Source organism: Candidatus Egerieousia sp. (assembly GCF_056211015.1).
The window spans coordinates 20577-40481 of the sequence record NZ_JBAELF010000031.1 but is presented as its reverse complement, the minus strand read 5'-3'; the positions used below and the strand labels follow the sequence as shown (position 1 = coordinate 40481).

The 19905-nt window shown below is 46.3% G+C and carries 19 protein-coding genes and 5 tRNA genes; all 24 read right to left on the bottom strand.

Annotated elements, in window-relative coordinates:
* Window positions 1-353 (bottom strand): 50S ribosomal protein L11 (gene rplK / locus AC06L3_RS02295; RefSeq protein WP_475669008.1); only part of this gene is annotated, 353 nt, incomplete at its 3' end.
* An 11-nt stretch (window positions 354-364) separates the two neighbouring features.
* Window positions 365-925 (bottom strand): transcription termination/antitermination protein NusG, encoded by a 561-nt coding sequence (gene nusG, locus AC06L3_RS02290; protein ID WP_475669007.1) that lies wholly within the window; start codon window positions 923-925, stop codon window positions 365-367.
* Between the two features lie 2 nt (window positions 926-927).
* Window positions 928-1122, bottom strand: coding sequence for a preprotein translocase subunit SecE (secE, locus tag AC06L3_RS02285; RefSeq protein WP_475669006.1), 195 nt, complete (start codon window positions 1120-1122; stop codon window positions 928-930).
* 76 nt (window positions 1123-1198) lie between these two features.
* Window positions 1199-1272, bottom strand: a tRNA-Trp gene (locus tag AC06L3_RS02280).
* A gap of 50 nt (window positions 1273-1322) precedes the next feature.
* On the bottom strand, window positions 1323-2510 hold the full coding sequence (gene tuf, locus AC06L3_RS02275) for an elongation factor Tu (protein WP_475669005.1): 1188 nt from the start codon (window positions 2508-2510) through the stop codon (window positions 1323-1325).
* A gap of 41 nt (window positions 2511-2551) precedes the next feature.
* Window positions 2552-2623: transfer RNA gene (locus AC06L3_RS02270), tRNA-Thr, on the bottom strand.
* 4 nt (window positions 2624-2627) lie between these two features.
* Window positions 2628-2703 (bottom strand) — tRNA-Gly (locus tag AC06L3_RS02265).
* A gap of 14 nt (window positions 2704-2717) precedes the next feature.
* Window positions 2718-2800: transfer RNA gene (locus AC06L3_RS02260), tRNA-Tyr, on the bottom strand.
* Between the two features lie 68 nt (window positions 2801-2868).
* Window positions 2869-2945, bottom strand: a tRNA-Thr gene (locus AC06L3_RS02255).
* 77 nt (window positions 2946-3022) lie between these two features.
* On the bottom strand, window positions 3023-4879 hold the full coding sequence (gene dxs / locus AC06L3_RS02250; protein WP_475669004.1) for a 1-deoxy-D-xylulose-5-phosphate synthase: 1857 nt from the start codon (window positions 4877-4879) through the stop codon (window positions 3023-3025).
* Window positions 4880-4886: 7 nt separating this feature from the next.
* A complete protein-coding gene (locus AC06L3_RS02245; RefSeq protein ID WP_475669003.1) occupies window positions 4887-6281 on the bottom strand; it encodes an MFS transporter in 1395 nt (464 codons plus the stop codon).
* A gap of 35 nt (window positions 6282-6316) precedes the next feature.
* Window positions 6317-7723: an MFS transporter gene (locus AC06L3_RS02240; RefSeq protein WP_475669002.1), complete on the bottom strand. Its 1407-nt coding sequence runs from the start codon at window positions 7721-7723 to the stop codon at window positions 6317-6319.
* A 47-nt stretch (window positions 7724-7770) separates the two neighbouring features.
* Window positions 7771-8529 carry a creatininase family protein gene (locus AC06L3_RS02235; RefSeq protein WP_475669001.1) on the bottom strand — a complete coding sequence of 253 codons (759 nt, stop codon included), beginning with the start codon at window positions 8527-8529 and terminating at the stop codon, window positions 7771-7773.
* Between the two features lie 4 nt (window positions 8530-8533).
* A complete protein-coding gene (locus AC06L3_RS02230) occupies window positions 8534-9307 on the bottom strand; it encodes a sugar isomerase domain-containing protein (RefSeq protein WP_475669000.1) in 774 nt (257 codons plus the stop codon).
* Between the two features lie 24 nt (window positions 9308-9331).
* A complete protein-coding gene (locus AC06L3_RS02225; RefSeq protein WP_475668999.1) occupies window positions 9332-10618 on the bottom strand; it encodes an adenylosuccinate synthase in 1287 nt (428 codons plus the stop codon).
* Window positions 10602-11102, bottom strand: coding sequence for a single-stranded DNA-binding protein (locus AC06L3_RS02220; RefSeq protein WP_475668998.1), 501 nt, complete (start codon window positions 11100-11102; stop codon window positions 10602-10604). Before AC06L3_RS02220 ends, AC06L3_RS02225 begins: the two co-directional genes overlap by 17 nt.
* Window positions 11103-11144: 42 nt before the next feature.
* Window positions 11145-12512, bottom strand: a complete 1368-nt coding sequence (locus AC06L3_RS02215) for an acetylxylan esterase (protein ID WP_475668997.1) — start codon at window positions 12510-12512, stop codon at window positions 11145-11147.
* Complete coding sequence (locus tag AC06L3_RS02210) at window positions 12509-13402, bottom strand: helix-turn-helix domain-containing protein (RefSeq protein ID WP_475668996.1); 894 nt, start codon at window positions 13400-13402, stop codon at window positions 12509-12511. Before AC06L3_RS02210 ends, AC06L3_RS02215 begins: the two co-directional genes overlap by 4 nt.
* A gap of 2 nt (window positions 13403-13404) precedes the next feature.
* Window positions 13405-14196: a glutamate racemase gene (gene murI, locus AC06L3_RS02205; protein ID WP_475668995.1), complete on the bottom strand. Its 792-nt coding sequence runs from the start codon at window positions 14194-14196 to the stop codon at window positions 13405-13407.
* 151 nt (window positions 14197-14347) lie between these two features.
* On the bottom strand, window positions 14348-15694 hold the full coding sequence (gene gdhA / locus AC06L3_RS02200) for an NADP-specific glutamate dehydrogenase (RefSeq protein WP_475668994.1): 1347 nt from the start codon (window positions 15692-15694) through the stop codon (window positions 14348-14350).
* 60 nt (window positions 15695-15754) lie between these two features.
* Window positions 15755-16780: a 2-oxoacid:ferredoxin oxidoreductase subunit beta gene (locus tag AC06L3_RS02195; RefSeq protein ID WP_475668993.1), complete on the bottom strand. Its 1026-nt coding sequence runs from the start codon at window positions 16778-16780 to the stop codon at window positions 15755-15757.
* Window positions 16781-16801: 21 nt separating this feature from the next.
* Window positions 16802-18631 carry a 2-oxoacid:acceptor oxidoreductase subunit alpha gene (locus tag AC06L3_RS02190; RefSeq protein ID WP_475668992.1) on the bottom strand — a complete coding sequence of 610 codons (1830 nt, stop codon included), beginning with the start codon at window positions 18629-18631 and terminating at the stop codon, window positions 16802-16804.
* 167 nt (window positions 18632-18798) lie between these two features.
* The gene (locus AC06L3_RS02185) at window positions 18799-19347 is read right to left on the bottom strand and encodes an OmpH/Skp family outer membrane protein (protein WP_475668991.1); all 549 of its coding nucleotides are present in this window, start codon (window positions 19345-19347) and stop codon (window positions 18799-18801) included.
* A 27-nt stretch (window positions 19348-19374) separates the two neighbouring features.
* Window positions 19375-19890 carry an OmpH/Skp family outer membrane protein gene (locus tag AC06L3_RS02180; RefSeq protein WP_475668990.1) on the bottom strand — a complete coding sequence of 172 codons (516 nt, stop codon included), beginning with the start codon at window positions 19888-19890 and terminating at the stop codon, window positions 19375-19377.
* Window positions 19891-19905: the final 15 nt, after the last annotated feature.

Genomic DNA, 19905 nt, shown 5'->3' with positions numbered 1-19905 from the left:
GCATTCATATCAGGCATTTTGTCCTGAGCAATAGCTCTTACCTGTTCCCAGGTGATTGGAGCTACTTTTTTACGGTTGGACTCAGCTGAACCTTTCTGAATCTTTGCTACCTCCTTGAGCTGAACCGCTACAGGTGGCTGCTTGACCTCAAATGTGAAAGATTTATCTGTATAAACAGTAATGATTACCGGTAATACTTTGCCAGCCTTATCCTGGGTGCGTGCATTGAACTGCTTGCAGAAATCCATAATGTTCACACCCTTTGAACCGAGAGCCGGTCCTACAGGAGGTGAAGGATTGGCAGCACCACCCTTGATCTGCAATTTAATGAATGCGGCAAATTCTTTAGCCATAATAAAAAAAATTAATTTTTAACAACTTGAACAAAATTGAGTTCCAGAATGTTCTTTCTTCCGAAAATCTTGACCATTACCTTGAGCTTCTTCTTGTCTTCAAGAATCTCCTCAATGGTTCCATCAAATCCGTTGAAAGGACCATCTACAACTTTTACGTCTTCTCCAATTACAAATGGTGTGATATTCTCCTCCTCCTTGTCGATAAGTTCGTCAACTTTACCAAGCAGACGATTGACTTCAACGGCACGAAGCGGTGTAGGTTCAGTCTCCTTCCCACCCTGACGGTCAGAAAGGAAACCTGAAACGTGCGTAACGTTTCTGATTATATACTGAATCTCTCCTGTAAGGGCGGCTTCAATAAGAACATAGCCCGGGAAGAATATTCTCTCCGCGCTAACTTTTTTTCCATTCTTAACTTGATAGACCTTTTCGGTTGGAATGAGCACCTGAGTCACTTTTTCCTGAAGACCAAGTCTTCTGATCTCCTTTTCAATGTACTCCTTTGCTTTCTTTTCCTTACCTCCAACTACCCTGACAACGTACCATTTCAAATTTTCCGCCTCGCCCATTTCTAATACAAAATGTTATAAATCCAGCTCATGGTATTCTTGAAGAACATGTCAATAAGCATAATGACAACAGCAAGAATAAATGAAGCAATCATTACAAGGATGGCAGAACTCTGAAGAGAAGACCAACTGGGCCAGCTGACTTTCTGGGTCAACTCAACATATGAATCTTTGATATACGAAGTAATTTTGCTCATCACTTTTTTATTATGGATTTTCAATGGAAGCTTTGAAAATCCCTGTTAAAAAATAAACCAAACGTAACTTTGATTCTGGCAGGGGAAGCAGGATTCGAACCCACATCCGCGGTTTTGGAGACCGATGAACTACCCTTGTTCTATTCCCCTATAAGAGGTCTGCACCTTAAGTGCAGACCTTGATTTTTCAGTACAACGTATTAGTCAAGAAGCTTTGTTACCTGACCTGCACCTACTGTACGACCACCCTCGCGGATAGCGAAACGAAGACCTTCGTTAACAGCTACAGGGTAGATGAGCTCTACAGTAATTGTTACGTTATCACCTGGCATTACCATCTCAACTCCCTCTGGAAGAGCAATCTCTCCGGTAATATCCAATGTACGGATGAAGAACTGAGGACGATAGTGGTTGTGGAATGGAGTATGACGACCACCCTCTACTTTCTTCAATACGTAAATCTCAGCCTGGAATCTCTCGTGAGGAGTGATTGTGTTAGGACGTGCGATAACCTGACCTCTCTTGATCTCTTTCTTGTCGATACCACGGAGAAGCAAACCTACGTTATCACCAGCCTCACCCTGCTCGAGGATCTTACGGAACATCTCAACACCTGTTACAGTACTCTTCTTAGGCTCGTCACCAAGACCGATGATGTTGATTTCATCACCTACGTGGATTGTACCTGTCTCGATTCTACCTGTAGCAACTGTACCGCGGCCTGTAATTGAGAATACGTCCTCAACTGGCATAAGGAATGGTTTCTCGTTGTCACGTACTGGAAGTGGAATGTACTCGTCAACAGCTGCCATAAGTTCCATTACCTTGTCCTCCCACTGTGGGTCACCATTGAGTGCACCAAGAGCGGAACCACGGATAATAGGAGCATTGTCACCGTCGAAGTTGTAGAAGCTGAGGAGCTCTCTAACCTCCATCTCAACGAGGTCGATCATCTCAGGATCGTCAACGATATCAACTTTGTTCAGGAAAACAACGATTCTAGGAACGTTTACCTGACGGGCGAGAAGGATGTGCTCACGTGTCTGAGGCATAGGACCATCAGTAGCTGCAACAACGAGGATAGCACCATCCATCTGAGCGGCACCAGTAACCATGTTCTTTACATAGTCAGCATGGCCCGGGCAGTCAACGTGTGCATAATGCCTGTTCTCTGTCTGATACTCAACGTGAGCGGTGTTAATTGTGATACCACGCTCTTTCTCCTCTGGAGCGTTGTCAATTGAATCGAATGAACGCAACTCAGAAAGGCCCTTCTTTGCCAATACTGTTGTGATAGCTGCGGTTAGAGTAGTCTTACCATGGTCAACGTGGCCGATAGTACCGATGTTTACATGGGGCTTGTCTCTTTTAAAGGTTTCTTTTGCCATAATAGTAAAGCTTTATTAATTGATATTATATATACTTATAGAGCCGGTGGTGAGAATTGAACTCACGACCTCTTCCTTACCAAGGAAGCGCTCTACCCCTGAGCTACACTGGCCTGCTGGAGCGGAAGACGAGGTTCGAACCCGCGACCCTCAGCTTGGAAGGCTGATGCTCTACCAACTGAGCTACTTCCGCAAGCATAAAAAAAGTGGGGAGAGCAGGATTCGAACCTACGAAGGCGTGCGCCAGCAGATTTACAGTCTGCCCCAGTTGGCCACTTTGGTATCTCCCCGACTTGTTAAACTATTCAAAAAACTTTTCAGCCATTCAAAAAAAATAAATGACCGAGCATTTATTTCATGGAGCCGAAGAAGGGATTCGAACCCCCGACCCGCTGATTACAAATCAGCTGCTCTGGCCAACTGAGCTACTTCGGCATTTCCCTTTTTTTCGCTTGGGATTGCAAAGGTATGTTTTTCCTTTATTCCTACCAAATTTTTTTGAGAGAATTTTGCTATTTTTTTGAATATTTTCTGACGCAATTCCCTATTTCTTTGATATTGAGCCCGCTTTGCGAAAGGAGTTCATCAACGCTGCCATGCTGCACAAATCTGTCAGGCAAGGCGAGCGGAACTACAATGCAACGTTTCCCACGCTCGGACATCCATTGGCTCACGCAGCTGTGCAGACCTCCGTTCACAGTTCCGTCCTCTACGGTTATTACAGTGTCATACTTCTGCGACACATCCTCCAGAACCTCCTCGTCAACAGGTTTCAGGAAGCGCATATCATAATGAGCCGCATCAAGTCCGTCAAGAGCCTTCCTCACCCTGTTACCTATGGTACCTATCGATAGTACAGCAACATTCCCCGAACCGCTCCTGAGCATTCTGGCCCTGCCTCGTGCCACCGGTTCAGGTTCAGCGGACCAATCCATTTCATAGCCCTCACATGCCCCTCTTGGATACCTGATGGCCACGGGTCCTGCATATTCCTCACTTGTTGCGGAATACATCATTGCCCTGAGCTCGATTTCATCCAGCGGAGCCATTATTGTCATTCCCGGCACCGTACGGAGATAACTCAGATCAAAGGCACCGTGATGGGTGGCGCCGTCCTCTCCTACAATGCCTCCTCTGTCTATGCAGAAAATCACCTTGAGATTCTGAAGGGCCACATCATGGATAATGTTGTCGTATGCTCTCTGAAGAAAAGTTGAATATATGCAGCAGAAAGGAAGCATTCCGTTTGCAGCCAGCCCGGCAGAAAATGTCACTGCATGACCTTCGGCTATACCAACATCATAAACCCTGTCAGGGAACTTCTCCATCATCACGTCAAGGGAAGTACCTGAGGCCATGGCAGCTGTGATACCAACTATTGACTTGTTCTCCTGGGCAAGCTGAACCATGGTCCTGCCAAAGACGTTCTGATATTTCAACCTTCCATTGCCTGACTTTATCCGCTCACCTGTATTGTAATTGAATTTACCAGGTGCATGCCATACACAAGGATCGGCTTCTGCCGGCGCATAACCCTTGCCTTTTACTGTCATGACGTGCAGAATCTTCGGCCCCTTGAGCTCCTTTATATTCTGCAGTGTCATTACAAGCTGCTCAATGTCATTGCCATCAACTATTCCGAAATATCTGAAGCCAAGACTTTGCATAAGCAGGCCCCGTCTGAAGAAAACGCTCTTCAAACCTTTGACAATCTTCTGGATGAATCTCCTTATATATACATTCCCCAGCCTGTCCCAAACCTTGAGTTTCATACGGTTATAGGCAGGTGATGTGGAAAGTTTCAGGAGATGGTTGTGCAGCGCTCCTACAGCCTTGTCAATGGCTATCTGATTGTCATTGAGCACTACCAGAATGTCTGATTTAAGGGCACCTGCATTGTTCAATCCCTCGAATGCCAGACCTCCGGTCATTGCGCCGTCTCCTATCACTGCAACGGTATGAGTCCGCTCCCCCTTCAATCTGGCCGCTGTTGCAATACCAAGAGCGGCCGATATTGAAGTGGATGCATGCCCGGCACCGAAAGCGTCATATTCGCTCTCGGACATTTTCGGAAAGCCGCTTATTCCGTTCAAGGTTCTGTTATCCTTGAAGGCCTCGCGTCTGCCGGTAATTATTTTATGAGCGTATGCCTGATGTCCCACATCCCACACCAGCTTGTCTGAAGGTGTGTCATATACATAATGAAGAGCCACTGCAATTTCAACAGCACCGAGGCTTGAACCCAGATGCCCCGGGTTCTCAGCGCAGCATCTGAGCATATAATCCCTGATTTCTGCGCAAAGCTGCGGCAACTGCCCCACTTGCAGTTTTCTCAGATCAGCTGGTGTATTTATGGACTCCAGAAGCATTTGTCAATTATTTAACATCCTTTGAAGGACGGTCCATCTTCAGTTCTGGATGCTTCTTTGAATTGAAGAACAGGCAGGTTGCAACTGCTATTGCAACTACGCCGAGACTTACGAACAGATACTCTGAATGAACGGCCGCAGTAAGTTCCTGAGCCTTGTAAGCATCGGAACCAAACTCTGCTGTGATGGTATTGCTCATAATGCTGCCAACGCAGATAGGAACAAGCATCATACCCATATTCTGAATCCAATAGATCATGGAGTACGCTGTACCGAGATTCTTCTCCGGGATTATTCTAGGAACTGTAGGCCACATAGCGGAAGGAACAAGCGAATAACCGATTCCCAGCAATACGATTGAAAGATATCCGAAAGCCTGAGTTGCAGGAGCAAATCCAATGATAAGGTGTGCGCAGAATACCATTACTGCACCGGATATCATCCATGTGGTAGCCTTACCAACCTTATCAACCAATGCACCGAACAGAGGGGTGAAGATAACTGGTGCGAATGCAATCATGGAAATCATCACTGAAGCATTGTCTGCCGGAAGATTGAATCTAGGAATGATGATGGAAGTACCGAACTTCTTGAAACTGATGACGCAGCAATAGAAGAAGACACAGAGAGCCGCAATCATAAGGAACCTAGGGTTCTTAAGAACAGTGATTATGTCGGAGAACTTGAACTTGTCCTCGTCCTTTACAACGCCCTTGGTTCTTACTATACCTGCCTGTCTGTCATAATTCGCATCCATTGCAACGAAAAGCGCCCAGAGAATAGCTCCTATGAAAATAAAGGCAAGGCCGAACAATGCAGGCTTGTTGGTTTCATTCAGAAGGAACATCTCACCTTCCACATGATGCTTGAGCACAAGCACCGGGGAAAGAAGCATTGCTATACCTGTACCTATTCTGGCAATTGAAAGCTGCAGACCCATGGCCAGTGCAATGTTCCTGCCCTTGAACCATTTTGCAATGGAACGTGTAACGGCAACACCGGCTATCTCGCTTCCAAGGCCGAAGAGCATACAGCCAACGTATGCTATCGAGAGTGATGTTGCAGGACTGAATGAAGGGGTGGAAATGGCCCAGGTTACTATTGCAGCACCAACGAGCATCATTCCAACAAAGATTGAGCCAACGAGTCTTACACCGTACTTGTCAAGAAGCACGCCGCAGATGATGAGGCCGCCCCATACGCAAAGGAACGAATAACCGCCGGCATAAAGTCCGAAGTTTGCAGAATTCCAACCCAGCTGAAGCATTTCAGGGTTCTTGAAGATCTGTGATACCGTTGAGAACATATCATCAAAGAAATATGAACCGAACATAGGTACCACCAGACAAGCCAGCGCCAGCCAGCAGGCTTTTGCGCTGATTGTTTTAGTTGTGTTTTCCATATTGAGTTTAGTTAATTTGTTTCCAATCGATTATTTCAAACCGCCTGCTTTATGTTAGGAAGCTCCAACCCGTAGCCTTTCTTTCTGTCCTCTATCTTGAGGTACAGACCAAGGAAGAAGGCTGCAACACCGCAGCATGCGAAGATGCACATAGGAACGGTGTAATTGTAATGAGCGCCTTCAACACCTGCAGCTATTGCCTCGCTTACGCCCGGATTGGATGCTGCCAATGCCTTGCCAATAAGGATAGGGAAAAGGCAGAGTCCGATGTTCTGAACCCAGAAAATAAGGCAGTATGCACTTCCCAGCACTTTCTCCTCTATGATCTTTGGAACGCTTGGCCAGAGAGCGGCAGGAACAAGTGCGAATGAAATACCGAGAAGAACTATTGTTGTGAATGCTATCAGTTTCTCAGGATATGCTGGAAGAATGAATGCGAAAACCAGGTCACAGACCACCATGAGGATTGCTCCATAGATAAGCATGGTTGCACCCTTTCCGTATTTGTCAAGGAAGAAACCGAGGAAAGGAGTAATGATTCCGGCACCTATAGGGAACCATCTGAAAATGTTTGCCGCATCCTCGGCACTTATACCGAGATTGCTCTCAAGCATGTTCGTGGCATATCTCTGGAATGGGAAAATTGCAGAGTAGTAGAGAACGCAAAGAAGCGAAACAATCCAGAAGACCTTGCTTGAAAATATCTTGAGTATGTCGCTTGCCTTGAACTCATCCTCAGGATCATGGCTGCTGGACACACCCATCTGCCTGTCAAGCTTGCTGTCCATGAAAGTGAAGACAATATAAGTGATGAGGCCGATGATCAGAAGCAGTGTGCAGAACGCAACAGGAGCTACAACGCTCTTGTCAAATCTTGCAGCAATAAGAGGAGAAATGGAGAATATGGTAAACACTCCCACTCTGGCGATAGCCATTTCCAATCCCATTGCAAAAGCCATCTCCTTGCCTTTGAACCATTTTGCAAGCGCTTTTGAAACCGTGGTGCCGGCCATCTCGCAGCCGCAGCCAAAGATCATGAAACCGAAAGCGGCAAGCTTGGCATTACCCGGCATTGATATCCACCAGCTGTTCAGCCAGCCTTCAAGAGCGCTGCCGGTAAAATAATCACTGATGGCATATAGCTTGATGACCGCTCCAAGAACCATAAGCGATGCACTGAGAGTTCCTGTGAAACGGATTCCGCATTTGTCAAGGATAATGCCGGCAATGATGAGGAAGCCGAATACGTTGAGAATATATTCACCGCTGGCATACGTTCCGAAAACATCCGGGGTCCAGCCTTTCTGAGCCTCTACCAAAGACTGCAGAGGTGACATTACATCCACGAACATATAGCCGAAGAACATCATTGAAGCAATAAGAATCAACGCTGTCCATCTGGCCCATGCGTGGTCATTGAGGAATTTCTGTGAAGTGCTCATATAAAATTCAAATTAATCGTGCAATTTACTTATTTTCCTTCAAAAAATCAATATACTTCCTTGGTTGCGAAATCAACTACGAAATCAACCATCTTTGGTATGACAGCCTCCATGTATTTCCTGCCTTTTTCCGCAGTGGCTTTCAAAGGATTACCTACGCCGGTGCTCTCCGTCACCTTTGACCAGTCCCTTGGCAGCCAGGCAACCTTGCTGTTAAGGCCGTCAATGGCGAACTTGTTGTATCTGCCATCCTGAGCCATATCCATCCTGACAAGTTCAGGATAATAATGGAGCATCACGGATGTTTCCTGCTCGCCGGCATGGTCATCGTCAAGAATCTCGAAATAATCCTTCCTTGGAATGAATGCGAACCATTCGTTATGCGCGATTGTCATTGACGGATCCTCAATCATTATATCCCTTATCATGGCCTTGAATATGTTTCCGCCATGACCGCTCATAATGATAAGTTTATGTATTCCCTGATGTTTCAATGAGTTGACAACGTCCTTAAGGACAGCAAGCTGTGTGGTCACGCTGGTATGGATACAATATGGAAGCTGTATCTGGCCAGGGTTCTGCGAGCCAAGTGGAATACCAGGAAGCACCATTACGTTCACTCCGCGTTCATGGGCCTTCTGTGCAACTTCGAATGCAACGGCCTGAGCAGTGAGCATATCTGTACAATATGGCAGATGCCAGTTGTGAGGTTCGGTAGCCCCCCATGGAAGAATGGCCATGTCGTATGACGACATGGCCCTTACATCTCCCCACTTTGCAGTGGTTATATCAAAATCCGAGTACATCACACTAGCACTTCTGTGTAACCTCTCTGTATTTCTCAATACAAGCGGCAAGGCGCTCGTGAGCTGTTGTATCACCAGGAACGTTATGAGAAGGATGGATGTAAAGCTTGACTCCGCGCTCCTCAAGAATCTCCGCTACAGTACACATTGTCATCCATACTGTTGTTACGAATGCCATTGTTGAAAGAGGTCCTATCTTGTCAAACTCCTTGTCCATCTTGACTGATGCATCCTGAAGAGGGCAGCATGAATCAACTACATAGTCTGCAATCTGGAAGAGGTTCTTTCCGCATGAATGTCTTGGAACCTTTGCACCTGTCTCGGAAGCTGAACCGAATACAATGACCTTCATTCCACGCTTCTTTGCCTCCAGGGCTATATCAATGTTAACAGCGTTGATTCCAGTATGAGAGAACAACCAGAGAACATCCTCCTTGTCAAAATTCCAGCTCTTCATGATTGTCTGACCATAACCTTCGCATCTCTCGAGGAAAAGGAACTGATCGATACCCATTTCGCCTCTGATATGTGTGAAGAATGTCAAAGGAAGCTCGCAAAGTGGATGGAATCCTACGAAACCACCGATTCTTGGATACATCTCCTCAATAGGAAGGTTGGCGTGACCGCAACCGAATGTATGTACAAGATGACCTGACTGAATGCAGTCAGCCATTACTTCTGCAACTTTCTGAATGTTCTCAAGCTGAGTGGACTCAATCTTGTCCATAACGCCTATGGCGTTCTGCTTCCACTGTTTAGCGTATTTGCTGGTAATCATAAATAATAAATTTTAAATATGTTTTTATCTGAAAATTGTCTGATCTCTGTCAGGTCCCAATGAAATCACCTTGATCGGAACTCCGAGATACTGCTCGATGAAGGCTATGTACTGTTCGAACTCGGCAGGAAGTCCTTTGGCTGAAGCCTCCATGAGATTGGTCTTCCAACCCTTGAACTCCTTGTAAACAGGCTCCACCTTTGCATATACATCGTAAGGCACGCTTGCGCATTCCTCACCATTGACCTTGTATGATACGGCAAGCTTGATTGTATCAAAGTTGTCCATCACATCCGATTTCATCATAATAAGCTCTGTAACACCGCTTATCATCACAGCATATTTCAATGCAACAAGGTCAAGCCAGCCGGTTCTGCGCGCCCTGCCTGTTGTAGCTCCGAACTCATGGCCTATCTGTCTGAGTGTCTCCCCTGTCTCATCGAACAGTTCAGTTGGGAACGGACCTGAACCCACCCTGGTGCAGTATGCCTTGAATATTCCATATACATTGCCTATTCTTGAAGGAGCAACTCCAAGTCCTATGCAGGCACCGGCACAGGCTGTTGATGAAGAAGTGACGAAAGGATATGAACCGAAGTCAACATCAAGCATCGAACCCTGAGCGCCCTCGGCCAGAATGGCCTTGCCTGAAGCAAGATATGAATTGACTTCATACTCGCCGTCAACAATCCTGAACTGCCTCATGTACTCCACCGCCTCAAGCCACTTGCTCTCATTCTCCATTGGATCGTATGCGTAATCGAATTGCTTGAGGAAAGCAATGTGCTTTTTCTTAAGAGCACTGAATCTTTCCATGAAATCGGGAAGAAGGATGTCGCCCACCCTGAGTCCGTTTCTTCCGGTCTTGTCCATATAAGCCGGACCAATACCCTTGAGGGTTGAACCAATCTTGCCCTTGCCCTTTGATGCCTCGGATGCAGCGTCGATTGTTCTGTGGGTAGGCAGAATGAGATGTGTCCTCCTTGCAATAACAACACGGTCACGTACAGGAACACCCATTGCCTCAATGGCCTGGCACTCCTCCTTGAAAATGACAGGATCAAGAACAACTCCATTGCCTATGAAGTTGAGCGAACCATCTCTGAAAACGCCTGAAGGTACTGAATGAAGCACAAACTCCTTACCCTCGAAGTGAATTGAATGTCCGGCATTAGGACCGCCCTGGAATCTTGCAACCACCGGATACTTCTGTGCAAGAACATCAACAATTTTGCCTTTTCCCTCGTCGCCCCACTGGAGACCGAGTACAACGTCAACTTTATTCATTATCCTGTTAGAATGGTAAGTCATCTGATGAATCTTCTGAAAGGTCGGCCGCTGAAACCATTGGCTGCGACACTGCAGCAGTATTATTCTGATATCCTCCATACTGCTGTGGCTGTGCCTGCTCCTGAACTGCAGGAGAAGGACGTCTTTCCTGCTGACCGAACGATTGAGCGCCATCGCCCTTACGTCCGAGCAAGCGTATATTGTCTGCATAGATCTCCGTGGTATAACGTTTTGCGCCACTCTGATCTGTCCAATTTCTTGTTCTGATCTTGCCTTCCACAAAGATTTGGGTACCTCTGCTGATATACTTCTCGGCAATCTCAGCCAATTGTCTCCAGCAAACGATATTGTGCCATTCAGTAAGTTCCTGAACAGCTCCGCTCTTGTCCTTATACCTCTCTGATGTAGCCAGAGTAAACTGTGCCACAACCGCACCGCTCTCCAGATGTCTCACATCCGGATCCTTGCCCACATTGCCAATTAAAAATACTTTGTTGTATGACATATAATTATTAAGTTAATCTATGCAAAGGTACTAAATAAGCTACTATCTACAATGTCTCCTGTAGAAATTTCTCTTCAGCAACTCCCACTCTGCAGGCGCTGAATGACCGCAATCAGGGAATACATAATACTCCTTATGGGCTGCATCAGGAATTTTGGCATAGGAAGCGAAACTCAGCCTTGGAGCAACTTTCTCATCCTGAAGTCCAACGCCATAAATGACAGGGCATTTCACCCTTGCGGCGAAATACGCAATATTGAAATATGACAGCGTACCGCGAACGAGGTTCTCACTAACGCCGGCATTCCTGGCGCTTTCATATATAGGATCCATGAAATCCTTGTTCCACCTGGTCATATAATTGAAGTCAGTCATTCCCGGAGCATAAGCCGCAACTGCAGCAACCCTTTCATCCATTGCCGCCACTGCCAGCGCCACCTCGGCTCCTGTTCCACTGCCCTCAACATATATTCTGTTCTTGTCCGCATTCGCAAGAGCATATGCGAAATCAAGCGCTTTGACTCCATCCAGGTATGCATACTTATAGTAGTAGTCCTCCCTGCTTTTTATTCCGTACGCCTGATAGATTCCGTAACTCCTGTCTGAAGAACATAAGCCCTGTCCGCGCAGAGACACCGCAATATCGATTCTGTTGAGTGATGAATCAGCCTGATCGCATTCTGGAAGCGGCATACAGTCAGAGTCATAGAAAGAAATCACAACAGGGAACTTGCCGGATTTCCTTGGCTCGAACATATAAGCCTTGAACTCGCCACCGTATGGAGGATTAATTGTAAGAAGCCGGACCCTTCTTCCACCGTCATTGTTCTTCACTTTAGACACTCTGCACCTTCCACTCATAAGAGTGGCATCCTGATGGGCCAGCTTCCAGAACAGGTCAAAATCATTTTCACAAGACGGCTGCCTGCGCTCAAGTTTCTCAGGCTCAAAAGCGAATGAAACTGATGGAACAACCATTTTCATCTCGGATCTGCTTCCGTTAACCCGGTCGGAACCATACTTCACGCCATGCTCCTCATAAAGGACCGCCCTGTAAAAGCCGGGCTGCAGGTTGAAGGAAAAAGAAACTATTGACGAATCACCGGGGCCGAGTACAAGATTCTGGGCAAAGGTATATACCTGCGTGAGAGTATCGCTTGTAATCAACAGCACAATCCTTTTACTGTCCTTCCTCGGACCAAGGCTCTTTACGGAATATTCGAGCGTAGGGATTGTTGTTCCCCAGAACACATAATCACCGCTGTGCATCGGATGGTAGCTGAAATCCACCTTCTTGCCAACGCTGGTATCATAACGCCCCACCTGAGCGTCAAGCGCCACCGATGAAGCCAGACACACAACAAGAGCTGCAAAAGCGGCCTTGAAACAACATGTTCCATTGTGAATCATACGATTATCTTTCTCTTTCTATAAATATCCCTGAACTCCTTGGGCGAGCAGTTCTTTTTCTTCTTGAAAATACGATTGAAATTGCTCAGATTGTTGAAGCCGCTGTAGAAACAGATATCGGCAACAGGTATCTGGGAATCAATAAGCATCCTTGAAGCATAACCGAGCCTTATGTCAATTATATAATCCGAAAGACTGCTGCCTGTCTTGTTCTTGAAAAGCCTGCTGAAAGCAACGCTGCTCATACCAACCATTTCCGCCAGCTCGGAAAGTCTTATCTCCTCCTTGTAGTTCTTGTTTATATACTCCTTTACAATCTTTATCTTTCTGTTGTCAGGATGCAGTTCAATCTTTGCCTTGGCGCTTGTTGAAAGAATCTTCACATCCTTGTACAGCGACAGTTCATACAGGATCTCCATGAAACTTGTGAATGCATAGAAGCTCGGCCTTTCCTGGTTGCATAGCGAATCGAGCTTGTCATATACCTTGAGAATGGCCTGCATAGGGAACTCAACACCTTTATCGGCCTTCCCCAGAAGTTCCTTTATGGAATCGAAAGGGGCCTTGTCATTGAAACTGTTGAGAAAGACATCAGATGAAAAGTGTATTGTTATTTCACGCACCTTCTCGCTCCTGCACTCATGCTGCTCCCAGACATGCTCCACTCCTCCCCCTATCAGCACCAGATCATATTCACCAAGAATCGTGCTTGAATCGCCCACTACCCTGCGTACGCCGGTAGCGTGCTCTGTAAAATTCAATTCGCATTCCTTGTGAGTATGAACAGGATATGTGAACTCGCTCTTGCTTCTGTCCGCAATGTACAGGCAGTCCTTGCTTGAAAGCGGGGTTACCTCCTTTAGCACTTTTGAAGAAACTTTCTTTGTCATAATCAAATATCTATCTGCTTATATCTCATTTTTCTGAAGCATCCCGGCATGGAAGTAACAATGCTCAGAGTCATTCTGTTCAGCACATCCATATTGTCTGCGGTTGTATAGAACTCATCGCTGCCCACCGTGCCTGAATCCTCACAATGAAGCAGGGAGCAAAGTCTGCGCACCACCGCAGGTGCGGGGTTGACCAGAGTGATCCTGCCCTCGGTAATCACATCTATCGCCGGTGAAAGAAAAGGATAATGAGTGCAGCCGAGGACTATATGATCCGCTCCGGCATCTATCATAGGCTGTATGTATCTTGACAGGAGGGCAAAAGCCTGCGGCGAATCCTGCTTCCCGCTCTCAACCAGTTCAACCAGCCCGGTACCAACCTGCTCCACCACCTTGACATCCTTTGCAAAAAGATTCAAGGTATTGAGATATTTGGAGCCGCTGAAAGTTCCTTTCGTTGCCAGAACACCTATGACACCGCTTCTTGAAGAAAGCGCCGCCGGTTTCACAGCCGGTTCCATACCTACTATCGGAAGCGAATATCTTGAACGAAGATACTCAACAGCAGCAGCGGTGGCAGTGTTGCAGGCAATCACAATGGCATTCACCTCCTTGGAAATCAGAAAATCGAAAATGGCTTCGCACCTATCAATGATATACTGCACGCTCCGCTCCCCGTATGGACAATAGCCGCTGTCCGCCACATATACATAATTAGCGGAAGGGAAGATTCTCACAAGCTCCTTCCAAACGGAAAGTCCGCCAACACCTGAATCCATAATTCCAACCTTCATAAGCCGCAAAAAAATAATATCACAATCCGCAATTACTGATACAAATATAACCACCGGCGCTCAAAATTGCAAGAAGGTTCTGCTCAGAGCTCCAATAAAAAAAGAGGCCGACTTTTCAGTCAGCCCCTTGAATCTGGTTGGGATATATCAATTAGATGATACCCTGCTCCAACATAGCGGTAGCTACCTTCATGAAACCAGCAATGTTTGCACCCTTAACGTAGTCAATTGTGCCGTCTGGCTGTGTACCGAATTTAACGCACTGCTCGTGGATAGAAGCCATGATGGTATGGAGACGCTCGTCAACTTCCTTACCTGACCAGCTGATATGCTCAGCGTTCTGGGTCATCTCGAGACCTGATGTAGCAACACCACCGGCGTTAACTGCCTTACCAGGAGCGAAGAGGAATCCAGGAACTGACTGGAAGTAGTGAATAGCCTCAGCCTGGCAACCCATGTTGGAAATCTCGCAGCAGCACCATGTACCGTTCTTTACGAGTTCCTCTGCATCAGCCTTTGAAAGCTCATTCTGGAATGCTGCAGGAAGAGCGATATCGCACTTAACTGACCAAGCCTTCTTACCAGCTGTGAACTTGGCAGCACCTGGGAACTTGTCGGCCATATCCTGAACTTTGTTACGGTTTGAAGAACGCATAACGAGCATGTAGTCAATCATCTCCTTGGTGATACCGCCTGGAATTTCGCAAACGCCATCAGGACCTGAAATTGCAACAACCTTAGCGCCGAGCTCAGTAGCCTTTGTACAAGCGCCCCAAGCAACGTTACCGAAACCTGAAACTGCAACGGTCTTGCCCTTGATATCCTTGCCAGCTGTCTGAAGAACATGCTGTGTGAAATAGAGAGCGCCGAAACCTGTAGCCTCAGGACGGAGGATTGAACCACCCCAAGTCATGCCCTTACCTGTAAGAACGCCTGTATGATACTGACGTGAAAGTTTCTGATACATTCCATTGAGGAAACCGATCTCACGGCCGCCAACGCCTACGTCACCTGCAGGAATATCCTGATCAGGACCTATGCAGCGCCACAACTCAAGCATGAATGCCTGGCAGAAACGCATGATTTCGTCGTTTGATTTTCCAACTGGATCGAAATCGGAACCACCTTTACCACCACCCATAGGGAGAGTTGTAAGAGCGTTTTTGAATGTCTGCTCGAATCCGAGGAATTTGAGCATTGAAGGTGTAACTGCCTTGTGGAAGCGGAGACCACCCTTATAAGGTCCAATAGCGCTGTTGAACTGTACACGATAACCGAGGTTTGTCTGGATTTCGCCTTTGTCGTCCACCCAGGTAACACGGAATGTGAAGATTCTGTCAGGCTCAACCATTCTTTCAACGATCTTTGCCTTCTCAAACTCAGGATGCTGATTGTAAACCTCTTCGATTGAATCAAGCACCTCTTTTACAGCCTGCAAGTACTCGCTTTCGCCGGGATGCTTAGCCTCGAGCTGCGCCATTATTTCTGATACTTTCATGATAATGAATGTTTTAAATGAAAATTGTTTTTGTTGATATTTGGTTAACTATAATTCAAGTTATTTCTCAACTGTCCAGGTTGCACCGCTGTGAAGCAACTCGTCAACTGACTTGATCTTAGCCTTTGCCTCAACCTCGCATACCTGATTCCAGAGATTGTCGTCGTATGTCTTGTCCTCAACGTCCCTGATCACACCAAGAGCAACAGGATAATCAGGATATTTCATGTTAACGAGCATTGTGTGAATGCCTACGTTGTCTGTATGGGCGTCGTGAACAAGAATATCTTTCTCTGTAATACCGTTCTCACCGAGCTTCACAACCTTGAGCTGGAGTGTTTCCTTGTCAAGAACAATACCTTTCTCCTTGTTCTTTCCAAAGAGCATCTTCTCTCCATGTCTGAGAGTGATTGTTGTATCGTCCCTGAGTTCCCTTGCGGACCACTCCTTGTGTGTACCATCGTTGTAAATGACACAGTTGGTGCAGAATTCAATGATGGAAGTTCCTTTGTGCTTTGCAGCTATAGGAAGGATCTCCTGGTTGAGTGCAAGGTCATAGTCAAGGGTTCTTGCAAAGAATGTACCTCTTGCGCCGAGAACGAGCTGGCCAGGTGTGAAAGGCTGCTCGATTGTTCCGTAAGGGGAGGTCTTTGTTACCAGACCGAATTTTGAAGTTGGAGAATACTGGCCTTTTGTAAGACCGTATATTCTGTTGTTGAACAATATCACATTGATGTTGATGTTCCTTCTGATTGCATGGATGAAGTGGTTACCACCTATTGCAAGAGAATCACCGTCACCGGTCATCTGCCAGATGCAGAGTTCAGGATTTGCAACCTTCATACCTGTTGAAAGTGCGGTTGCCCTTCCATGAATACCGTGGAATCCGTATGTATCCATATAGTAAGGGAAACGTGATGAACATCCGATACCTGAAACGAATACAAGGTTCTCCTTGTTGATGCCGAGTTCCTCGCAAACTGCAGGCATTGACCTCAATACAGATGCCAAAACAGCATGGTCACCGCAGCCAGGACACCATTTTACTTCCTGGTCACTCTTGAAATCTTGTAATGTATATTTCATAATTGATCTGTTATCTAAGTTTTACAATGCCTTTACTGCGTCAACAATTTCCTGAACCATGAATGGCTGGCCCTGAACCTTGTTCAACTGTTCGTATTTGAAATCCGGCTCCTTTGCGCGCAGGTAGTTTACAAAGTGTCCGCTGTTAAGTTCGCAAACGATGATCTTCTTGAATTTTGACAATACCTCAGCTGTGTTCTTTGGAAGCGGGTTGATGTAATCGAAGTGGGCGAAGCCGACTTTCATACCCTGCTCAAGAAGGTTCTTGGTAGCTGTGTAAAGATGGCCGAATGTTCCGCCCCATCCTACGATGAGAACATCACCGCTCTGCTCGCCTATGACTTCAAGGTCAGGAATGCAGTCCGCAAGCTTTGCAATCTTTGCAGCTCTGGCGGCAACCATTTTCTCGTGAACCTGAGGATCTGAAGAAACTGCACCTGCAGCTGTCTTCTCAAGACCGCCTACTCTGTGCTCGAGACCAGGTGTACCAGGGAGAGCCCATTTTCTTACGAATGTCTCAGGGTCTCTTTCGAATGGTTTGAACTTGCCCTCGCACTCCTTGATGATAGGAGGATTGATTGCAGGATACTCAGCCATTGAAGGAATCTTCCAAGGCTCCGAGCCGTTTCCGAGGAATCCCTCTGAAAGCAGGATGACAGGCATCATGTGCTCCAATGCATATTTAGCTGCATAGAAAGCTGCGCGGAAGCAATCTGATGGAGTGCGTGAAGCCATTACCATAACAGGGCATTCTCCATTTCTTCCATAGAGTGCCTGGTTCAGGTCGGTCTGTTCGGTCTTGGTTGGAATACCTGTAGAAGGGCCGCTTCTCTGAACGTCAATTATAACAAGAGGAAGTTCGGTGATCATTGCAAGTCCCAATGCCTCTGACTTGAGTGAAAGGCCAGGTCCTGAAGTTGAAGTTACTGCAAGGTTTCCGGCATAAGCCGCACCGATTGATGTGCAGATACCTGCTATCTCATCCTCGCACTGAACTGTCTTTGCTCCGAGCTGCTTGTATATGGCAAGTTCCTCGAGAATCACAGTTGCAGGGGTGATAGGGTATGAACCACAGAACAGAGGTCGGCCTGATTTCTCGGATGCTGCAAGAAGGCCCCAGGCTGTTGCAACGTTACCGCTGATGTTCCTGTAAACGCCTTTCTCCTGTTTTGCAGGCTCTATTCTGTAAGTGCTAGGTATTGCGTGGATATTATGTGCATAATTGTAACCATCGTTGAGCACCTTCTTGTTAGGAGCAATGAGATGAGGTTTCTTTGCGAACTTCTTCTCCAGATATGCCTCGGTGAACTCAATAGGACGGGTGAACATGAAGTAGCACATACCAAGAACGAACATGTTCTTTGACCTTATGATTGCCTTGTTGTCAAGTCCGCTGTCCTTGAGGCTCTCCTTTGTAAGGGTGGTGATAGGTGATGCTACAATGTTGTAATCTTCAAGCTTGAGCTCAGAGATTGGATCCAGTGTCTGGAATCCTGCTTTCTGAATGCTCTTCTCATCGAATGAATCCGTGTCAATAATAATGCTTGCACCAGGTTTGGCCCATTTTGCATTGGCCCTCAATGCGGCAGGATTCATTGCTACCAGCACGTCACAAAGGTCACCAGGAGTTTTAACTTCCGTTGCGCCGATATGAACCTGAAATCCCGAAACACCGGCTACAGTTCCCTGAGGAGCGCGAATCTCGGCAGGATAATCCGGAAATGTGGAAATCTCATTTCCATACAGTGCAGATGCATCTGCGAAGAGAGTACCCGTCAACTGCATACCGTCTCCAGAGTCTCCGGTAAAACGAATAACTACCTCTTTTGTGTCAATAATCTTGTGTTCCATAAATTATACTCGAAATTATTTTCGTTCAATTATTTAACAAAATTACACATAATTTCTTAAAAAAAGAATAATTCTTTTTCATTCTGACCCGAACTGCTTACACAAAAATTCAAGCAGGTGCCGGAGCCGGCACCTGCCAATAAGTCAATATCGGGAACAGATATGCGCTACTGCGCCTTTGGCGCAGGCAATGTCTTGCTTTCAGGAATACCGAGAGCCTGTTTTGCAAGCGGAAGTATATCCTGACTCTGCGCATTGTTGATATATATCAGTGACGGGATTGATGTGTCAAAGATATATGTGAAACCGTTTGTCTTTGCTATTTTCTCCACAGCATCGTTGGCTTTCTTTATAACCGGCTGAAGAAGGCGCGCCTGCATCTGTGATATATCCTGCTGTGCCGTCTGCTGGAATTGCTGGAGTCTCTGCTGGATTTCGCCGAGTTCCTTCTCCTTTGCCTCTATTACTGCAGGCAACCAGTCCTTCTGCTTCTGCTGGTAAGTCTCAAACTTGCTCTGGAATTCTTTCTGCATACCCTGGAATGTCTCCTCAAGGTCCTTTCCGTACTTTTCAAGTGCAACGTTGGCTGAATCGGTTTCAGGCATTAGCTGAACAAGTGTCTGCATGTTTATATGTCCGAATTTGAATGTCTGGGCATAGGAACCGGTTGAAACAAGCAGCAATGCTACAAATGAAAGTTTCAATAATGTTTTCATAGAATTGAATTGATGTGTTTGTTATTGTTATTTATTTGATTTCAATCTGTTGACAACCTTCTCGCTGATATTGCACTTGTTGTCGTTGTAAACCACTCCGCGCATTACTGAAAGGTCAATGATAACGCTGTACCCTTCAGCCTTCGCAACTTCGTTTATGGCGTTCTGAACCTTCTCCCTTATAGGCTTGAGTGCCTGCTCGGTAGCTTTTGTCATCTGGCCGTTCTCCCCGAAATATTCCTGCTGCTTTGCCTTTGCCGCCCTCTCCCGCGCAATGATTTCATTCTCCACCTGAGTTCTCTTTTCCTGAGAGAGATTGTATTTTGTTTCCTGATAGCTGTTGTAGAGATATTCAACGCTCTTGAACGCATCTTCTATCCGGGTCTGGAGGACCTTTGTTCTGCTTTCAAGTATAGCAACCGTGTCTTTATACTCCTGAAGAGAGGAAAGAATGATTTCAGTATTCACATAGCCGGTTTTCTGCGCCGATGCTCCGCAAACGGCCGAAAACAAAACGAACAGTGTAAAAATAATCCTTTTCATAATCTGGAATTTAAA

What these genes read in the sequence shown, in the direction of transcription:
- nusG (WP_475669007.1), bottom strand. Translation starts at nt 925, where the DNA reads ATGGGCGAGGCGGAAAATTTGAAATGGTACGTTGTCAGGGTAGTTGGA.
- secE (WP_475669006.1), bottom strand. Translation starts at nt 1,122, where the DNA reads ATGAGCAAAATTACTTCGTATATCAAAGATTCATATGTTGAGTTGACC.
- tuf (WP_475669005.1), bottom strand. Translation starts at nt 2,510, where the DNA reads ATGGCAAAAGAAACCTTTAAAAGAGACAAGCCCCATGTAAACATCGGT.
- dxs (WP_475669004.1), bottom strand. Translation starts at nt 4,879, where the DNA reads ATGCTTCTGGAGTCCATAAATACACCAGCTGATCTGAGAAAACTGCAA.
- AC06L3_RS02245 (WP_475669003.1), bottom strand. Translation starts at nt 6,281, where the DNA reads ATGGAAAACACAACTAAAACAATCAGCGCAAAAGCCTGCTGGCTGGCG.
- AC06L3_RS02240 (WP_475669002.1), bottom strand. Translation starts at nt 7,723, where the DNA reads ATGAGCACTTCACAGAAATTCCTCAATGACCACGCATGGGCCAGATGG.
- AC06L3_RS02235 (WP_475669001.1), bottom strand. Translation starts at nt 8,529, where the DNA reads ATGTACTCGGATTTTGATATAACCACTGCAAAGTGGGGAGATGTAAGG.
- AC06L3_RS02230 (WP_475669000.1), bottom strand. Translation starts at nt 9,307, where the DNA reads ATGATTACCAGCAAATACGCTAAACAGTGGAAGCAGAACGCCATAGGC.
- AC06L3_RS02225 (WP_475668999.1), bottom strand. Translation starts at nt 10,618, where the DNA reads ATGACTTACCATTCTAACAGGATAATGAATAAAGTTGACGTTGTACTC.
- AC06L3_RS02220 (WP_475668998.1), bottom strand. Translation starts at nt 11,102, where the DNA reads ATGTCATACAACAAAGTATTTTTAATTGGCAATGTGGGCAAGGATCCG.
- AC06L3_RS02215 (WP_475668997.1), bottom strand. Translation starts at nt 12,512, where the DNA reads ATGATTCACAATGGAACATGTTGTTTCAAGGCCGCTTTTGCAGCTCTT.
- AC06L3_RS02210 (WP_475668996.1), bottom strand. Translation starts at nt 13,402, where the DNA reads ATGACAAAGAAAGTTTCTTCAAAAGTGCTAAAGGAGGTAACCCCGCTT.
- murI (WP_475668995.1), bottom strand. Translation starts at nt 14,196, where the DNA reads ATGAAGGTTGGAATTATGGATTCAGGTGTTGGCGGACTTTCCGTTTGG.
- gdhA (WP_475668994.1), bottom strand. Translation starts at nt 15,694, where the DNA reads ATGAAAGTATCAGAAATAATGGCGCAGCTCGAGGCTAAGCATCCCGGC.
- AC06L3_RS02195 (WP_475668993.1), bottom strand. Translation starts at nt 16,780, where the DNA reads ATGAAATATACATTACAAGATTTCAAGAGTGACCAGGAAGTAAAATGG.
- AC06L3_RS02190 (WP_475668992.1), bottom strand. Translation starts at nt 18,631, where the DNA reads ATGGAACACAAGATTATTGACACAAAAGAGGTAGTTATTCGTTTTACC.
- AC06L3_RS02185 (WP_475668991.1), bottom strand. Translation starts at nt 19,347, where the DNA reads ATGAAAACATTATTGAAACTTTCATTTGTAGCATTGCTGCTTGTTTCA.
- AC06L3_RS02180 (WP_475668990.1), bottom strand. Translation starts at nt 19,890, where the DNA reads ATGAAAAGGATTATTTTTACACTGTTCGTTTTGTTTTCGGCCGTTTGC.